General features: G+C 54.4%; 17 protein-coding genes. 8 read left to right on the top strand and 9 right to left on the bottom strand.

Translation table 11 applies throughout. The features are described from left to right. The first annotated feature begins 67 nt into the window (after positions 1-67). Positions 68-448: an aspartate 1-decarboxylase gene (gene panD / locus AC22LX_RS22420; RefSeq protein ID WP_015368200.1), complete on the top strand. Its 381-nt coding sequence runs from the start codon at positions 68-70 to the stop codon at positions 446-448. 34 nt (positions 449-482) lie between these two features. Here the strand turns inward: panD and AC22LX_RS22415 are convergent, their stop codons facing one another. The 4 genes from AC22LX_RS22415 to AC22LX_RS22400 all read right to left on the bottom strand — a co-directional run bounded on the left by AC22LX_RS22415 (position 483) and on the right by AC22LX_RS22400 (position 4,050). Further along, positions 483-1,736 carry a polysaccharide deacetylase family protein gene (locus AC22LX_RS22415; protein WP_045390088.1) on the bottom strand — a complete coding sequence of 418 codons (1,254 nt, stop codon included), beginning with the start codon at positions 1,734-1,736 and terminating at the stop codon, positions 483-485. Positions 1,737-1,792: 56 nt separating this feature from the next. Next, positions 1,793-2,233 carry a PTS sugar transporter subunit IIA gene (locus tag AC22LX_RS22410; protein WP_047050160.1) on the bottom strand — a complete coding sequence of 147 codons (441 nt, stop codon included), beginning with the start codon at positions 2,231-2,233 and terminating at the stop codon, positions 1,793-1,795. Positions 2,234-2,356: 123 nt separating this feature from the next. Beyond that, positions 2,357-3,127, bottom strand: coding sequence for an ABC transporter permease (locus AC22LX_RS22405; RefSeq protein WP_045390083.1), 771 nt, complete (start codon positions 3,125-3,127; stop codon positions 2,357-2,359). Beyond that, positions 3,124-4,050, bottom strand: coding sequence for an ABC transporter ATP-binding protein (locus AC22LX_RS22400; RefSeq protein ID WP_015368204.1), 927 nt, complete (start codon positions 4,048-4,050; stop codon positions 3,124-3,126). The genes AC22LX_RS22405 and AC22LX_RS22400 overlap by 4 nt, the downstream gene beginning before the upstream one ends. Before the next feature lie 106 nt (positions 4,051-4,156). Here AC22LX_RS22400 and can point away from each other — a divergent pair, with 106 nt between their 5' ends. After that, positions 4,157-4,819 carry a carbonate dehydratase gene (gene can, locus AC22LX_RS22395; RefSeq protein ID WP_045390077.1) on the top strand — a complete coding sequence of 221 codons (663 nt, stop codon included), beginning with the start codon at positions 4,157-4,159 and terminating at the stop codon, positions 4,817-4,819. A gap of 57 nt (positions 4,820-4,876) precedes the next feature. Here can and hpt read toward each other — a convergent pair whose 3' ends face one another. Beyond that, the gene (hpt, locus tag AC22LX_RS22390; RefSeq protein WP_015368206.1) at positions 4,877-5,413 is read right to left on the bottom strand and encodes a hypoxanthine phosphoribosyltransferase; all 537 of its coding nucleotides are present in this window, start codon (positions 5,411-5,413) and stop codon (positions 4,877-4,879) included. Positions 5,414-5,432: 19 nt separating this feature from the next. After that, positions 5,433-5,537 (bottom strand): hypothetical protein, encoded by a 105-nt coding sequence (locus AC22LX_RS22385; protein WP_161801955.1) that lies wholly within the window; start codon positions 5,535-5,537, stop codon positions 5,433-5,435. A gap of 78 nt (positions 5,538-5,615) precedes the next feature. Here AC22LX_RS22385 and AC22LX_RS22380 point away from each other — a divergent pair, with 78 nt between their 5' ends. Further along, positions 5,616-8,006 carry a glucose/quinate/shikimate family membrane-bound PQQ-dependent dehydrogenase gene (locus AC22LX_RS22380; protein ID WP_045390074.1) on the top strand — a complete coding sequence of 797 codons (2,391 nt, stop codon included), beginning with the start codon at positions 5,616-5,618 and terminating at the stop codon, positions 8,004-8,006. A gap of 75 nt (positions 8,007-8,081) precedes the next feature. Here AC22LX_RS22380 and cueO read toward each other — a convergent pair whose 3' ends face one another. Further along, entirely contained in the window at positions 8,082-9,683 is a 1,602-nt protein-coding gene (gene cueO, locus AC22LX_RS22375) for a multicopper oxidase CueO (RefSeq protein WP_045390071.1), read from the bottom strand. A gap of 145 nt (positions 9,684-9,828) precedes the next feature. On the opposite strand from cueO, the gene AC22LX_RS22370 reads away from it, so the two are divergent. The 5 genes from AC22LX_RS22370 to speD all read left to right on the top strand — a co-directional run bounded on the left by AC22LX_RS22370 (position 9,829) and on the right by speD (position 13,944). Then, the gene (locus AC22LX_RS22370) at positions 9,829-10,176 is read left to right on the top strand and encodes a YacC family pilotin-like protein (protein WP_015704423.1); all 348 of its coding nucleotides are present in this window, start codon (positions 9,829-9,831) and stop codon (positions 10,174-10,176) included. A 260-nt stretch (positions 10,177-10,436) separates the two neighbouring features. Then, on the top strand, positions 10,437-10,850 hold the full coding sequence (locus AC22LX_RS22365) for a hypothetical protein (protein ID WP_045390068.1): 414 nt from the start codon (positions 10,437-10,439) through the stop codon (positions 10,848-10,850). Between the two features lie 8 nt (positions 10,851-10,858). Further along, complete coding sequence (locus tag AC22LX_RS22360) at positions 10,859-12,142, top strand: FKBP-type peptidyl-prolyl cis-trans isomerase (protein ID WP_045390065.1); 1,284 nt, start codon at positions 10,859-10,861, stop codon at positions 12,140-12,142. A gap of 122 nt (positions 12,143-12,264) precedes the next feature. Beyond that, complete coding sequence (gene speE / locus AC22LX_RS22355; RefSeq protein ID WP_045390062.1) at positions 12,265-13,125, top strand: polyamine aminopropyltransferase; 861 nt, start codon at positions 12,265-12,267, stop codon at positions 13,123-13,125. 24 nt (positions 13,126-13,149) lie between these two features. Further along, entirely contained in the window at positions 13,150-13,944 is a 795-nt protein-coding gene (gene speD / locus AC22LX_RS22350; protein ID WP_015368213.1) for an adenosylmethionine decarboxylase, read from the top strand. A 72-nt stretch (positions 13,945-14,016) separates the two neighbouring features. Here the strand turns inward: speD and yacL are convergent, their stop codons facing one another. Then, positions 14,017-14,379 carry a protein YacL gene (gene yacL, locus AC22LX_RS22345; protein ID WP_015368214.1) on the bottom strand — a complete coding sequence of 121 codons (363 nt, stop codon included), beginning with the start codon at positions 14,377-14,379 and terminating at the stop codon, positions 14,017-14,019. A 186-nt stretch (positions 14,380-14,565) separates the two neighbouring features. Then, positions 14,566-17,163, bottom strand: a complete 2,598-nt coding sequence (gene acnB, locus AC22LX_RS22340) for a bifunctional aconitate hydratase 2/2-methylisocitrate dehydratase (protein WP_072201386.1) — start codon at positions 17,161-17,163, stop codon at positions 14,566-14,568. Positions 17,164-17,192 lie beyond the last annotated feature (29 nt).

The following is a 17,192-nucleotide window of genomic DNA, read 5'->3' as shown; positions in this document are numbered from 1 at the left end:
ATCGGGTTATTTTCTCAAAGCGGATGCCGTGTCCGCTTTGCTACTTAAAGGTTGGAAGGTAGAAGTTATGATGCGTAATATGCTGCAGGGCAAGCTCCACCGCGTTAAAGTCACGCAGGCTGACCTGCATTACGAAGGTTCCTGCGCTATTGACCAGGATTTCCTCGAAGCGGCCGGTATTCTGGAAAATGAAGCCATTCATCTGTGGAACGTGACCAACGGAAACCGTTTCTCGACTTATGCGATCGCCGCCGAGCGTGGTTCGAAGATTATCTCCGTCAACGGCGCTGCGGCGCACTGCGCTAGCGTCGGCGATATCCTCATTATCGCCAGCTTCGTGACCATGTCTGACGAAGAAGCCCGCACCTGGCAGCCGAAAGTGGCCTATTTCGAAGGCGATAACGAAATGAAGCGCCAGGCGAAAGCCATCCCGGTGCAGGTCGCCTGATTCTTACGGCGCTGCGCTCAGCCGCAGCGCCGGTTTATCCCTGCGGCTGGTTGCTGATAAGCCGCGACATCGTCTCCAGCGAATCGGTGCGTAAGATATACAACCGCTTCAGCAAGAACGGATTATCCCCCGGTTTCACCTTCCCTCTCACCGTCGTTACCGCCAGATGAAAACCGGCATCGTTCGCCGCTTTGACCGCCGTGGCGTTATAGCCGCCGAATGGATACGAAAGATACAGCACATGTGGATTAAACTGGCTCAGCGCCCGCCGTGAACGCTCGAAATCAAAGAGAATATTGTGGTAATTACGGCTAAGTAATATCGGGTGACGGGCGGCATCGACCCGGTGCAGAAAATGGGTATGCGACTGCACATCAAACACGTCCTGAATCTGTCTGAGCTCAGAGATACTCATAAACTGCAGCGATTTCGGATCCCACTTTTGCGGATGACGTTTGATCCGCGATGAGATAATAAATGCCGTAGCGTGGAAGCCGTACTGCTTGAGGATCGGATAAGCGTAGCGATTCACCGACTTGAGGCCGTCATCAAAGGTAATCACCACCGAGCGCGCAGGCAGATTAACCTTGTTACGTAAATACCCTTCCAGTTGATACATCGTCAGCGTGGTATAGCCCTGGTCACGCAGCCAGGTCATCTGGTTACTGAAAGCGCGCACCGAGGTGGTGGTCGAGGTATGGCGGAAACGGCTATTTTCTTCATCACGCAGAATATGGTGATAAGTCAGTACCGGAATGCCGTTATCTTCCTGCGCGTCCAGGCTGCTTACCCACGCCAGCCGGTTGCCGATACGAATTTGATACCAGGTCTGATTAAGACGGTCTTTCAGCTTGCTGATAATGGGATAGCGCAGGTTATTGGCTAATGTGCCAAACGGCGGGCTGCCCGCTGACGGCGCATCGTAAACCGGCGTATCTTTCCAGGTCAGCAGGTTCTGGTTGCTCAATGGCTGGTGTAAATCGCCCAGGTTATCCTCAACCCGCTTTGCGCCCTGCACCGGCCCCAGGTGCCCTTTATCAATAAAGCCGGTACCGAAACCAAAATTGAATTCGTAATAGTCTGCGGTAGTCGGTACCACGGCAAGGATTTGCCCGGCGCGAACGTTGCCGACGCTCACTACATGGTTGCCGACCTGCGCCCAGATATCGGCATCTTCCGTGATTTGCATATAGCGTGCGGGGACGCCCTGTTGGCTGAGCAGGCTGGCGGAAACGCTGACTGACGTCAGCAAAAGGAATAGTGTTATGACTCGGGCAAACATGCGCATCGAACCGGTAAACCTGAATGCCGCCATTGTAACAAAAGCGGCATCAATGCTAATGCCTAATTTCCGAACGTGTCATGCAGGAGACGAAAAGGCGGATTTTTTTGCTGCTGATGCCACAGGCTGCTCACCGTGGGGCCTCCAGCGCGAACAATAGCATTACGGAAGGCGTCGCTGCTGAGGGTATAGCGCTGTAAATACATTTCTTCCAGCAATGGATAGCGAATGCCGGAAATGACTTCACAGTGAGTATGCTTGTGGCTCATCAGCGCGGCGGCGCGATACGGCGCGGCACCGGTTTTATCGGTGAGAAAAATCACCCCATCGCCGCAGTCTGTGGCATGCAGCGCGTCGCACATCATGCGGCTCAGCATATTGACGCTCAGATTACGCCAGTAATTCACCGCCCGGCATTGCGCCAGCGGGCCAAACTTTTTCTCCAGACGATCCAGCATCTCCTGCGCCAGCTCATCATGGCAGGTAATTACCCAACCTAACATCGCCTACCTCCTTAGCAGGCAAACAATTTAGCAGGGCAAGCGTTGAGGTAGGGTGATGGGTATCAAAAATTACCGCATAGCGCCCCGGCAAAGTGAAATTAGCGGGGGCGCTAACAGAGAGGATTAGCTACGCAGGCCGCGCCCGCGCTGGATCAGGTACCAGCACAGAATATAGAAGACCACGATGAACACCACCAGTACGCCAAAGGTGGTCGCCAGCGGGACGTCATGAATGCCGAGGAAACCAAAACGGAAGCCGCTAATCATGTAGACGATGGGGTTGAGATGCGACAGCGCTTGCCAGAACGGCGGCAGCAGCGTCAACGAATAGAACACCCCGCCAAGGTAGGTCAGCGGCGTCAGCACGAAAGTCGGGATCAGGCTGATATCGTCGAAGGTTTTCGCAAACACCGCATTGAGCAGGCCCGCCAGCGAGAACAGAATTGCCGTCAAAATCAGCGTCAGGGCGACAAACAGCCAGGAATGAACCTGGAACGGGACGAAGAACAGCGAGATTGCCGTCACCAGAATCCCGACACACAGCCCGCGCGCCACCCCGCCGCCGACGTAACCGGCGATCACCACGTGGGTTGGCACCGGCGCCACCAGCAGTTCCTCAATATTGCGCTGGAACTTGGCGCTAAAGAATGACGAGGCGACGTTGGCGTAGGCGTTGGTGATCACCGCCATCATAATCAGCCCCGGCACGATAAACTGCATGTAGGTAAAACCGTGCATCTCGCCGATCCGCGAGCCGATCAGGTTGCCAAAGATGACGAAATAGAGGGTCATGGTGATCACCGGCGGCACCAGCGTCTGAACCCAGATACGCATAAACCGGTGGATCTCTTTGGTCCAGATGCTTTTCAGCGCGACCCAGTAAAGCTGCATCATGCTGATTCTCCTTTTTTGTCGTGCACCAGCGTGACAAACAACTCTTCCAGACGGTTGGCCTTGTTACGCATACTTAATACCTGCACGCCCTGGGCGCTTAGCTGGGCGAAAACGCTGTTAATCCCCTGCTCGCGCAACACTTCAACTTCCAGCGTCGAGGTATCAACCAGCCGGTACTGATACCCGTCGAGGGTTGGCAGCGGGCTTTTCGGCGCTAGATCGAGGATAAAGGTTTCCGATTTCAGCTTAGCCAACAGCGCCTTCATTGAGGTGTTTTCCACCAGCTCGCCGCTCTGGATAATACCGATATTACGACACAGCATTTCCGCCTCTTCCAGATAGTGGGTCGTGAGGATAATGGTGGTGCCTTTATCGTTCAGATCTTTGAGGAAACCCCACATCGAGCGACGTAGTTCAATATCAACGCCAGCGGTGGGTTCATCAAGAATGAGCAGCTTCGGCTCATGCATCAGCGCGCGGGCAATCATCAGGCGGCGCTTCATCCCGCCGGAGAGCATACGCGCGCGTTCATTGCGCTTTTCCCACAGATCGAGCTGTTTCAGATACTTTTCGCTACGCAAAATTGCTTCTTTACGCTCAACGCCATAGTAACCCGCCTGGTTAACCACGATCTGCTGTACGGTTTCGAATGGGTTGAAGTTGAACTCCTGCGGCACCAGCCCTAACTGGCGCTTGGCGTTCACCACATCTTTTTCCAGGTCGTAGCCAAATACGTTAACCTGGCCGGAGGTTTTATTAACCAGCGAACTAATGATGCCGATAGTCGTGGATTTCCCCGCGCCGTTAGGGCCCAGCAGCGCATAAAAGTCGCCGGCTTCAACCTGCAGGTCAATGCCTTTCAGCGCCTGAACCCCGCCGGGATAGGTTTTCTTGAGCTGTTTTAATTCCAGAGCAATGGTCATTAAATATCTCTTCTCGTGTCATCACACGTGATGTAATGTTTTCAAAAAGGTGAGCTTACCCTATATTAGCGCAACGCACTTACTTGGTTACAGGCCGTAAACGTCCATGAATGATATAGATACACTCATCAGCAATAATGCACTATGGTCAAAAATGCTGGTGGAAGAGGACCCCGGCTTCTTTGCGAAATTGTCGCAGGCGCAGAAACCGCGCTTTCTGTGGATTGGCTGCTCCGATAGCCGCGTCCCCGCGGAGCGCTTAACCGGCCTGGAACCCGGTGAGTTATTCGTACACCGTAACGTCGCCAATCTGGTGATCCATACCGACCTGAACTGCCTGTCGGTGGTGCAATACGCCGTCGACGTGCTGGAAGTCGAACACATTATTATCTGCGGCCACTACGGCTGCGGCGGCGTACAGGCGGCGGTCGAGAACCCGGAACTGGGGCTCATTGATAACTGGCTGCTGCACATTCGCGATATCTGGTTTAAACACAGCTCGCTGCTCGGTGAGATGCCGGAAGATCGGCGTCTGGATACGCTTTGCGAACTGAACGTGATGGAGCAGGTATACAACCTGGGACACTCGACGATCATGCAGTCGGCGTGGAAACGTGGCCAAAAGGTGACGATCCACGGCTGGGCTTATGGTATTCACGACGGACTGCTGCGCGATCTTGATGTCACCGCCGTCAGCCGGGAAACCCTCGAGCAGCGCTATCGCCACGGGATTTCCAATCTCAAGAGCAAGCACGCCAACCATAAATAGCCGCCGCGCTCACCGCCCCGGATAAGGCGCTCACCCTATCCGGGACCGCAACAATAATTACTCGTCCAGCAGGATCACTTTACCGACGTACGGCAGGTGGCGATAGCGCTGAGCGTAGTCGATGCCGTAGCCCACCACGAACTCATCCGGAATGGCAAAACCGACAAACTCAACCGGGACGTTCACTTCACGACGGCTTGGTTTATCCAGCAGCGTACAGATAGCCAGCGATTTCGGCTCGCGCAGGCTGAGGATTTCGCGCACTTTAGACAGGGTGTTGCCGGAATCGATGATGTCTTCGACGATCAATACGTCCTTACCGCGAATGTCTTCATCAAGATCTTTAAGGATTTTGACATCACGGGTGGTGGACATGCCGCTGCCATAGCTGGAGGCGGTCATAAAGTCGACCTCATGCGGCACCTGAACCTCACGGCACAGGTCAGCCATAAACATAAATGAACCGCGCAACAGACCCACCAGCACCATTTCGCTGCCGCTGTCTTTGTAGCGTTCATTAATTTGACGACCCAGTTCGGCGATACGCGCTTTGATCTCGGCTTCCGGGATCATCACTTCTACAGTATGTTTCATTAAACTAACCATTTGATTCTTAGGATAAATCTTCAAAGCCGCTGCTTTCACACCGACGTTGACCGGCAAGCGATACAGTATACCAGCAAAACGAAATCTTCGGTGCAGTGAATAATAAAGCCATATTTGTGATTCCGATCACAGTTGTTAAATCCTATAATTAATTGCAGTTAAAAAATTAACAACTGAAGAGTGTCTTTCTATGGCAGAAACAAAATCTCAACAATCACGGTTACTTGTCACGCTGACGGCGCTGTTTGCCGCCTTCTGTGGCCTGTATCTGTTAATCGGTGGGGTATGGCTGGCCGCTATCGGCGGTTCCTGGTACTACCCTATCGCAGGCCTGGTGATGCTGGCCGTCACCGTCATGCTGTTCCGCGGCAAGCGCGCAGCGCTGTGGCTGTATGCCGCCCTGTTGCTGGCAACCATGATTTGGGGGGTATGGGAAGTCGGCTTCGACTTCTGGGCGCTGACGCCGCGCAGCGACATCCTGGTCTTCTTCGGCATTTGGCTGATTCTGCCATTTGTCTGGCGTCGCCTGCCGGTACCCTCCGCTGGCGCCGTGGGCGGTCTGGTTATCGCCCTGTTGATTAGCGGCGGGATCCTGACCTGGGCCGGTTTCAACGATCCGCAGGAAGTGAACGGTACGTTGAGCGCTGACGCGACGCCGGCCGCGCCGATTTCTACCGTCGCCGATAGCGACTGGCCGGCCTATGGCCGTAACCAGGAAGGCCAGCGTTATTCGCCGCTGAAACAGATTAACGCTGACAACGTGAAGAACCTGAAGGAAGCCTGGGTATTCCGCACCGGCGACCTGAAGCAGCCGAACGATCCGGGTGAAATCACTAATGAAGTGACGCCGATTAAAGTTGGCGACACGCTGTATCTGTGTACCGCGCACCAGCGTCTGTTCGCGCTCGACGCGGCCACCGGTAAAGAGAAGTGGCATTTTGACCCGCAGCTGAACGCCGATCCGTCGTTCCAGCACGTGACCTGCCGTGGCGTCTCCTATCATGAAGCGAAAGCGGATAACGCCCCTGCCGACGTCGTCGCCGACTGCCCGCGCCGTATTATTCTGCCGGTCAACGATGGCCGTCTGTTCGCGGTGAACGCCGACAACGGTAAGCTGTGCGAAACCTTTGCTAATAAAGGCATTCTCAACCTGCAGACCAACATGCCGGTGACCACGCCGGGCATGTATGAACCGACGTCGCCGCCGATTATCACCGACAAGACTATCGTCATTGCCGGCGCGGTAACCGATAACTTCTCCACCCGCGAGCCATCAGGCGTGATCCGCGGCTTTGATGTGAATACCGGTAAACTGCTGTGGGCCTTCGACCCGGGTGCGAAAGACCCTAATGCGATCCCGAGCGATGAGCATCACTTCACACTCAATTCACCTAACTCCTGGGCGCCTGCCGCCTATGACGCGAAGCTGGATTTAGTCTATCTGCCGATGGGCGTTACCACGCCGGATATCTGGGGCGGCAACCGCACACCGGAACAGGAACGTTACGCCAGCTCTATCGTGGCGCTGAACGCAACCACCGGTAAACTGGCGTGGAGCTACCAAACCGTACACCACGATCTGTGGGATATGGATATGCCGTCGCAGCCGACATTGGCCGACATTGATGTGAACGGTAAAACCGTACCGGTGATTTACGCTCCGGCCAAAACCGGCAACATCTTCGTGCTGGATCGTCGTAATGGCGAACTGGTGGTCCCGGCGCCGGAAAAACCGGTTCCGCAGGGTGCGGCGAAAGGCGACTATGTTGCTAAAACCCAGCCGTTCTCCGAGCTGAGTTTCCGTCCGAAGAAAGACCTGACCGGCGCGGATATGTGGGGCGCCACCATGTTTGACCAGCTGGTGTGCCGCGTTATCTTCCATCAGATGCGCTATGAAGGTATCTTCACGCCGCCGTCCGAACAGGGCACGCTGGTATTCCCGGGTAACCTGGGGATGTTTGAGTGGGGCGGCATCTCCGTCGATCCTAACCGTCAGGTGGCTATCGCCAACCCGATGGCGCTGCCGTTCGTCTCTAAACTGATCCCACGCGGCCCGGGCAACCCGATGGAACCGCCAAAAGACGCGAAAGGCTCCGGTACCGAGTCCGGCGTTCAGCCGCAATATGGCGTGCCGTTCGGCGTTACGCTGAACCCGTTCCTGTCGCCGTTTGGCCTGCCGTGTAAACAACCGGCATGGGGTTATATCTCGGCGCTGGATCTGAAGACCAACGAAGTGGTGTGGAAAAAACGCATCGGTACGCCGCAGGATAGTCTGCCGTTCCCGCTGCCTGTCCCGCTGCCGTTCAATATGGGTATGCCGATGCTGGGCGGTCCGATCTCAACCGCCGGTAACGTGCTGTTTATCGCCGCCACCGCCGATAACTATCTGCGCGCTTACAACATGAGCAATGGCGAAAAACTGTGGCAGGCGCGTCTGCCGGCAGGTGGCCAGGCGACGCCGATGACCTATGAAGTGAATGGCAAGCAGTACGTTGTCATCTCTGCCGGCGGTCATGGCTCGTTCGGTACGAAAATGGGCGACTACATCGTTGCCTACGCGTTACCGGATGACGCGAAGTAAAACGCAAAACGGCAACGAAAGTTGCCGTTTTTTTTGCCCCTCTCCCCATGGGAGTGGGCGGCAGGCTGTACAGTCCTACACGGTGAACCCCAACATCATCCCGGTATCTTCATGCTCCAGCAGATGACAGTGTGCCATATAGGCGAACTCCTTTGGCGCCTGATGATCGAACTTCACCAGCACTTCGCTCACCCCGCCCTCCACTCTTACCGTATCCTTCCAGCCGCGCCGATGCGCCGCCGGCGCCTGGCCATTTTCACTCAGAATACGGAATTGCGTGCCATGAATATGGAAAGGATGCAGCATCATGTCGCCCTTACCGGAGATCAGCCAGCGCTCGTACTGCCCCCTGGCCGCGGCAAACATCGGCACATTCATATCAAAGGCCTTGCCGTTGATGCGGTTGGCGTTATGGAAATCAAAACCCTTGTCTGATGAAGCGCCATGCCCCATGCCGCCGCCGTGGTTCATATTCTTCATTTCACCATGATTCATATTTCCCATATTGTTCATGTCGCCATGCCCCATCATTCCATGATTCATACCGGACATCGCCTGGTCGCCATATTTCTTCATTAGCGCCTGCATACCCATCATGTCGAGCATAGGATCCATCGACAGCTGCAGCGTGCGCTGCGTCAGCCCCTCCAGTGACGGCAGCGCGGGTATCGCGGCCAAAGTATCGGGTAACTTACCGGAGGCCGGGATCAATAGCGGCTGTATACGGAGAACCGGCTGCGGCTTATCAAATGGCGCAATCGCCATCCCCATTTGGCTCACCGGCATCGTCAGGAGATCAAATGCCTTCCCGTCGCGGGTATCAATTAAAACCTCAAAGCGCTCGCCCATCAGCACCGGCAGTTCGCTCACTTTGACCGGTTCCGCCAACAGGCCGCCGTCGCTTGCTATTACGTACATTGGGCGGCGATCGCTGGTAGCGAAATTCAACGAGCGGGCATTACAGCCATTAAGCAGACGCAGGCGTAACCAACCGCGCGGCGGAGCGTGTTCGGGATACAGCGCGCCGTTCGTCAACAGGGTATCGCCAAACCAGCCAACGGCGGCGCTCATGATATCGAGCTGATAATCTATTTCGCCATTGGCATTGAATCTTTTGTCCTGCACGATCACCGGAACATCATCGATTCCCCACTGCTTCGGAAGCAGTAATTGCCCGCTTTCGACATCTTCAATCAGCACCAAACCCGCCAGCCCCATGGCAACCTGACGGCCGGTTTTACCATGCTGATGAGGATGGAACCAGCAGGTCGCCGCTCGCTGCGTCGGCGTAAAACTCACCGTCCTTGAGGCTCCTGCGGCGATGACGCCCTGCGGACCGCCATCGACTTCGCCTGGCACTTCCAGCCCGTGCCAGTGGACCGTGGTCTCCTCCGCCAGGCGGTTGTGAATATCTACCGTCACCGCTTCACCTTGCTTCAGCTTCAACGCGGGCCCGAGGAGGTTGCCGTTATAGCCCCAGGTCGTCGCAAGATGCGGGCCAAACTGCGTCTTTCCGGCTTGAATCGTCAGCGTAATGCGATTGCGCGCGTCAGCGGTCAATAAATCCGGAACCGGCAAAGCCGGACGGCCGGCAGCGAATACCGCACGGCTCCAGAGCGGTAAGGCGCTGACCGCGCCAAGCGCGGCGCCTAATTTGATAAACTCACGACGTTGCATTTTCACATCCTTTTATTCTGCTGGTGAATATTTAAGCTTAAACCCTCCCGCAACGGGAAGGTCAAGCAGAAGCTTGTGAATAAAGCTCTGCGTGGTGTAAAGAAGTATGCTAACTTTGATTGTCCGTGTTTCAATGGTAGAAAAAATGAAGACGTTTTTCAGAACAATGCTGTTTGGCAGCCTGCTCGCCCTCTCCGCCAATAGCTATGCATTAAGCGAGTCCGAAGCGGAAGATATGGCTGATTTAACGGCGGTATTTGTATTCCTGAAAAATGATTGCGGCTATCAAAATTTGCCAAATACGCAAATTCGCCGCGCGCTGGTCTTTTTTGCCCAGCAAAACCAATGGGACCTCAGCAACTACGATAGCTTTAATATGAAAGCATTAGGTGAGGACAGCTATCGCGATCTCAGCGGTATCAAAATCCCAACCGCCAAAAAGTGCAAAGCTCTGGCGCGTGACTCCCTTAGCCTGCTGGCCTATGTGAAGTAAACGTATCTGCAGCCGCCGCGATGCGGTTGCAGAATGCTATATTATTCTTTTCCCCTGTGATTCATTTACTATGAATTCATTGCGCGATACTTTTATTTCACATGCAGCTAATATGCTTTATATTCATTAATTAGACGACGGCTTAATTTATCAAAAAAAATCATATTCAGGAGAGAATAATTCAACTCATCGTTTATTGCAAAGACCTGCTGGCTAATTAAAATCGCCTGCAACCTCTCTTATTGCAATGGAATGACATTTTGAATATCTCACCTGTTTTTCGCTTACTTCCGTTCGCTGTTCTCATGTTAGCTGGCTGCCAGGCGCATCGTCAGGCTAACGCACCCATAACGCCACCAATCGCCATTGCCACCGACGCGCAACAGAATGAAAAGCTGCGACTGGCCGCTGAGCAGGAGCGACTTAATGCCTGTCGCCAGGCGTTGGATTCGTTAAAAGAAGTCAATCCGAAAGAAGCCTCAAGACTGGGTAGTGAATTCACCGCTCTGATAGGCGCGGCGTCGCAATATAACTCAGTGCGTACGAAAGTCGCCGATCCCACCCGTCAGGGCATAGATTCTATGTATCAATTTAAATCTATTAAGCTTTGCGCCGATATTGAAAAGTCGCTGATCGATAGCCTGGTCATGCGCGGCGATAATGCGGTGAAGTGACAGGCGCCATGATAAATCGCCTTAATATATTGACGCTGGCCTTCATTTTGCTGGCGTCCCTTTTTATTGCTTATGCGCAAGCGGATGACGATGCGCCTGCATTTCTCAACTATGTCCAGCAGCAGGAGAAAAAAGAGAAGAAAGAGATATCTCCGGCGCCGGAGGTCAGTAAACCCTCCAGAGCCCGCGAGAACAACACCGCAGCGCTGCAAAAAAAGCTGGCCGCGCAAAAAAGTCTCATCGCCGACAAAGATAAGATCATCCGCCAACTGCAGGCACAGCTGAAATCGCCACCTCCCGCCACGATGCCAGCGCCGGTAGATAATGCAGCGTTGAATAAAACCATCGCACAACTCCAGAGCCGGATCGTTGCTTTGGACACGGAAAACAAGCGGCTTGTGCAGCAAGTCGGTACCGTTCAGCAGGAAAAAGCCGACGGCGCGGATAATCTCAAACGCTCTGCCGCCGCTCTGCAGGCGCAAACGGTAAAGCTCAACGCGCTGGAGAGAGACAAGCAGGCCCTGAGCGATAAGCTGGCTGCGGCAATGGCGGAGCAGCAGAAACTGAGCGCCGAACTCACCGGCGTAAAAACCACCGCCGCCACGACAGCCAAATCACCCACGCTAAACCTCAGCAGCGCTCCACAGCAGCAGGCATATTCGGTTGGCGTGTCGATAGGGCAAGATGCGCTTAAAACGCTGTCCAGTCAGGCAGCGAAAGGGTTAAACCTGCAACAGGAAACCGTTCTTAAGGGGATTAACGATGTTTTTGCCGGTCAGCCGGCGCTGGATGAAAAAGCACGCAATAAGGCGCTTTTCGACGTCTCACAGCGGTTATACAAAAACATTGATAAGCTTGAGCAGCAAACTCTCCGTGAAGGTAAAAAGTATCAGCAGCAATTCGCCGCGCAGAAAGGCGCAGTGCTTAAAGAGGGTATTTATAGCCGTATAGACTACCCCGGTAAAGGTAAGGTCGCTGATAACGATATCGTCACCGTCGTTATCAAAGAAAGCTTGATCGACGGTACCGTGATAAACGATATGGAAGCCGAAGATAAGGTCTGGACCCAGGCGCTAAGTCAATATCCCGAAACCTTCCGTGAACCGCTTAAACGTCTTAGTAATCATGGCGCCATCACTATTGTTGTTCCGCCGGAGCGGGCCTACGGCAGCAAAGGAATCCCTGGAAAAATTCCGCCTGGCGCGACGATGGTGTATAGCGTGCGAATTGTTGACGCCAGACCCAACAGCGACCAACAATCCAGAGCATCTGCGCCGAAAACCTCACGCTAAGCGAGAGTTCATCTAAACAATAGAAGGTTTACTATTCGCCATATCAATCTCTATCTATAGTTGGCTATGATGTGGTGCCCGCGTTGCGGGCGCGACAGAAGTTAACAAAGGAGGAGTAAGCCATGGCCGAGAGTAATCACTGGCATGAGACGCTGCACGACCATTTTGGTCAATATTTTACCGTTGATAACGTGCTGTACCATGAGAAGACCGATCATCAGGATTTAATCATCTTCGAAAATGCGGCATTTGGCCGCGTGATGGCGCTTGATGGCGTGGTGCAAACCACCGAGCGCGATGAGTTTATTTATCATGAAATGATGACCCACGTTCCGCTGCTGGCGCATGGTCACGCAAAGCACGTGCTGATCATCGGCGGCGGCGATGGCGCGATGCTGCGTGAAGTCTCCCGCCACCAACATATCGAAACCATTACCATGGTGGAAATCGACGCCGGGGTGGTCTCGTTCTGCCGTCAGTATCTACCAAACCATAACGCCGGCGCCTATGACGACCCGCGCTTTACGCTGGTGATTGATGACGGCGTGAACTTCGTCAACCAAACGTCACAAACCTTTGATGTCATTATCTCCGACTGTACCGACCCGATCGGCCCCGGTGAGAGCCTGTTTACCTCGGCGTTTTATGCCGGTTGTAAACGTTGCCTGAATCCCGGCGGAATTTTCGTTGCCCAGAACGGCGTAAGCTTCCTGCAGCAGGATGAAGCGGTCGGCAGCCATCGCAAGCTCAGCCACTATTTCACCGATGTCAGTTTCTACCAGGCGGCGATCCCGACCTACTATGGCGGCATCATGACCTTTGCCTGGGCGACCGATAATGAAGCACTGCGTCATTTGTCGACGGAAATTATTCAGGCCCGCTTCCATAGCGCCGGGCTGAAATGCCGTTATTACAATCCGGCAATTCATACCGCGGCTTTCGCGCTACCGCAGTACCTGCTGGATGCGCTGACCGCCAGCTAACCTGAAACGAGGAGGTGAACCAAATTGAAAAAGCTTAAGCTGCACGGCTTCAACAACCTGACTAAAAGCCTGAGTTTTTGTATTTACGATATCTGCTACGCTAAAACCGCCGAAGAGCGCGATGGCTATATCGCCTATATCGATGAACTCTATAATGCCAATCGCCTGACGGAAATCCTTTCCGAGACCTGTTCAATCATTGGCGCCAACATACTCAACATCGCACGCCAGGATTATGAACCGCAGGGCGCAAGCGTCACCATTTTGGTTAGCGAAGAGCCTATCGACCCGCAGCTTATCGATCAGAGCGAGCATCCGGGCCCGTTGCCTGAGACCGTGGTCGCACATCTCGATAAAAGCCACATCTGCGTACATACCTATCCGGAAAGCCATCCGGAAGGCGGCCTGTGCACCTTCCGCGCCGATATTGAAGTCTCCACCTGTGGCGTGATTTCACCGCTGAAGGCGCTGAACTACCTGATTCACCAACTGGAATCCGATATCGTAACCATTGATTATCGCGTGCGTGGGTTCACTCGTGATATCAACGGCATGAAGCATTTTATCGATCATGAGATCAACTCTATTCAGAACTTCATGTCAGAAGATATGAAGTCGCTCTATGACATGGTGGACGTGAACGTCTATCAGGAAAATATGTTCCATACCAAAATGATGCTGAAAGAGTTCGATCTGAAGCACTACATGTTCCATACCAAACCGGAAGAGTTAAGCGAACAAGAGCGCAAGGTGATTACCGACCTGTTGTGGAAAGAGATGCGGGAAATTTATTACGCCCGCAATATACCTGCGGTGTAACATCTGAAATGCCCGGCGGCGCTTTTGCCTGCCGGGCCTACGGTTCCGCGCCGCCCGGCACAAAACGAATCATTAACGCTGCTGCATAAATTCACGGTATGCGGCAACCACCTGCAGGAAATCCTCCACGCCGCAAAGAGAGAGGCTCTCTTCGTCGTAGTAGTTCATCCCCTCTTCCATTTCATCGCCGGAAAATTCCAGTTGGTTGGCGCGGATCATCACTTCTTCGCCATCCAGCCACAACGTATATTCATGGCCGGCCCGCTGCCAGGAACGTTCACTGCCTTTCACGGTGCGCGCTGCCTGCTCCACTTCATCCAGAAGGGCCAGGTTATCTTTCACCTCTTCGTTGAACCAGTGACCAATCGCCTCGTGGTCCATCGACATACGCACCTTTACCACACCGGTAATATCGCGCAGAAATTCGTAATCCATAATCTTTTCCTCTGCAAGGGCAATGCGTCACCGCTGCACTGTACCCATGGAGTAATTATCGCAGCAGACAGGAAGAAAAAAAGCGCAACGGGTGGGAGGTTTAAAAATAAAAATGCCCGCTGATGCAATGTTCAGCGGGCATTGGAGAGTTTGTAGCCAAACGGTCAGCCAGGCTGACCGAACGGATTACACAGCAGTCTGGAAGATCACGCCGTCAGCTTTTTCGGTGTACTGATCCAGCTGGTTAAAGTTCAGATAGCGATAGGTATCTTCCGCCGTCTTATCAACCTGAGCGACGAAGGTCTGGTACTCTTCCGGCGTCGGCAGTTTGCCCAGCAGAGAAGCGACCGCCGCCAGTTCGGCAGAGGCCAGATAAACGTTGGCGCCGGTACCTAAACGGTTCGGGAAGTTACGGGTAGAGGTCGACACGACGGTCGCGCCGTCAGCCACGCGCGCCTGGTTGCCCATACACAGGGAACAGCCAGGGATTTCGATACGCGCGCCGCTCTTACCAAACACGCTGTAGTAGCCTTCTTCAGTCAACTGCGCGGCATCCATACGGGTTGGCGGCGCCACCCACAGGCGAGTCGGCAGTTGGCCTTTGTGGCTGTCTAGCAGTTTACCTGCAGCACGGAAGTGGCCAATGTTGGTCATGCAGGAACCGATAAACACTTCGTCGATCTTCTCACCCTGCACGTCCGACAGCAGACGCGCATCGTCCGGATCGTTCGGCGCGCACAGAATAGGCTCTTTGATATCCGCCAGATCGATGTCGATCACTGCCGCGTATTCCGCATCAGCGTCGGCTTCCAGCAGCTGCGGATCCGCCAGCCATTTTTCCATGCCCTGGATACGGCGCTCCAGCGTACGGCGATCGCCGTAACCTTCCGCGATCATCCACTTCAGCAGGACGATGTTGGAGTTCAGATACTCAACGATCGGCTCTTTGTTCAGCTTGATGGTACAACCAGCAGCAGAACGCTCAGCGGAAGCATCGGTCAGTTCAAACGCCTGCTCGACTTTCAGATCCGGCAGACCTTCGATTTCAAGGATGCGGCCAGAGAAGATGTTTTTCTTACCTTTCTTCTCAACGGTCAGCAGGCCCTGCTTAATGGCATACAGCGGGATGGCGTGAACCAGGTCGCGCAGGGTAATACCCGGCTGCATTTTACCTTTGAAGCGCACCAGTACTGATTCCGGCATATCCAGCGGCATCACGCCGGTCGCGGCGGCGAAAGCCACCAGACCAGAACCCGCCGGGAAGGAGATACCGATTGGGAAACGGGTATGGGAGTCGCCGCCGGTACCTACGGTATCAGGCAGCAGCATACGGTTCAGCCAGGAGTGGATAACGCCATCGCCCGGACGCAGTGAAACACCGCCGCGGTTCATGATGAAGTCCGGCAGAGTGTGGTGCGTGGTGACGTCAACCGGCTTCGGATAAGCCGCAGTGTGGCAGAAGGACTGCATCACCAGGTCCGCGGAGAAGCCCAGGCACGCCAGGTCTTTCAGCTCATCGCGGGTCATTGGACCGGTGGTGTCCTGAGAACCGACGGAGGTCATTTTCGGCTCGCAATAAGCGCCCGGACGGATACCGGCAACGCCGCAGGCGCGGCCAACCATTTTCTGCGCCAGAGAGAAGCCGCGGTTGCTTTCCGCCACATCTTTCGCATGACGGAAAACGTCGCTGTGCGGCAGCCCCAGCGCTTCGCGCGCTTTGGTCGTCAGGCCGCGACCGATGATCAGCGGAATACGGCCGCCGGCGCGCACTTCGTCGATCAGTACATCGGTTTTCAGTTCAAAGCTTGCCAACAGCTCGTTGGTTTCGTGGTTACGCACTTCGCCTTTGAACGGGTAAACGTCAATGACGTCGCCCATGTTGAGGTTGCTCACGTCCACTTCGATAGGCAGCGCGCCCGCATCTTCCATGGTATTGAAGAAGATAGGCGCGATTTTGCCGCCCAGGCACAGGCCGCCGCCGCGCTTGTTCGGTACGTTCGGGATATCGTCGCCCATGAACCACAGCACCGAGTTGGTGGCGGATTTACGCGAAGAACCGGTACCAACAACGTCGCCAACGTAGGCCAGCGGGAAGCCTTTCTGCTGCAGCGCTTCAATTTGTTTAATCGGGCCGACCGCGCCCGGCTGATCCGGCTCAATTCCTTCGCGAGCGTTTTTCAGCATCGCCAGAGCGTGCAGTGGGATATCCGGACGGGACCAGGCATCAGGTGCCGGAGACAAGTCATCGGTATTGGTTTCGCCGGTAACTTTGAAGACGGTAACGGTGATTTTTTCCGCCAGTTGCGGACGGTTCAGGAACCACTCGGCATCAGCCCAGGATTGCATAACCTGTTTAGCGTACTCATTACCCGCTTTGGCTTTCTCTTCTACGTCATAGAAGTTATCGAACATCAGCAGGGTATGGGACAGCGCTTTCGCGGCAATCGGCGCCAGTTTGGCATCGTCCAGCGCTTCAATCAGGGGGTGAATATTGTAACCGCCCTGCATGGTGCCCAGCAGTTCAACGGCTTTTTCAGGGGTAACCAGTGGGGAGGTCGCTTCGCCTTTGGCGATAGCGGCAAGGAATCCGGCTTTAACATAGGCGGCTTCATCGACGCCCGGCGGTACACGGTTGGTAAGCAGATCTAACAGGAATTCATCTTCACCCGCTGGCGGGTTTTTCAGCAGTTCTACCAGCGCGGCCATTTGGGTTGCGTCTAAGGGTTTGGCAACAATCCCCATGGCGGCACGCTCAGCTACGTGCTTACGGTATTCTTCTAGCACGACGGTTCTCCTCGCTCTCATTGTAAAAT

This window comes from Klebsiella sp. PK01, assembly GCF_057624675.1.
This window is presented reverse-complemented; position numbering and strand designations above follow the sequence as displayed.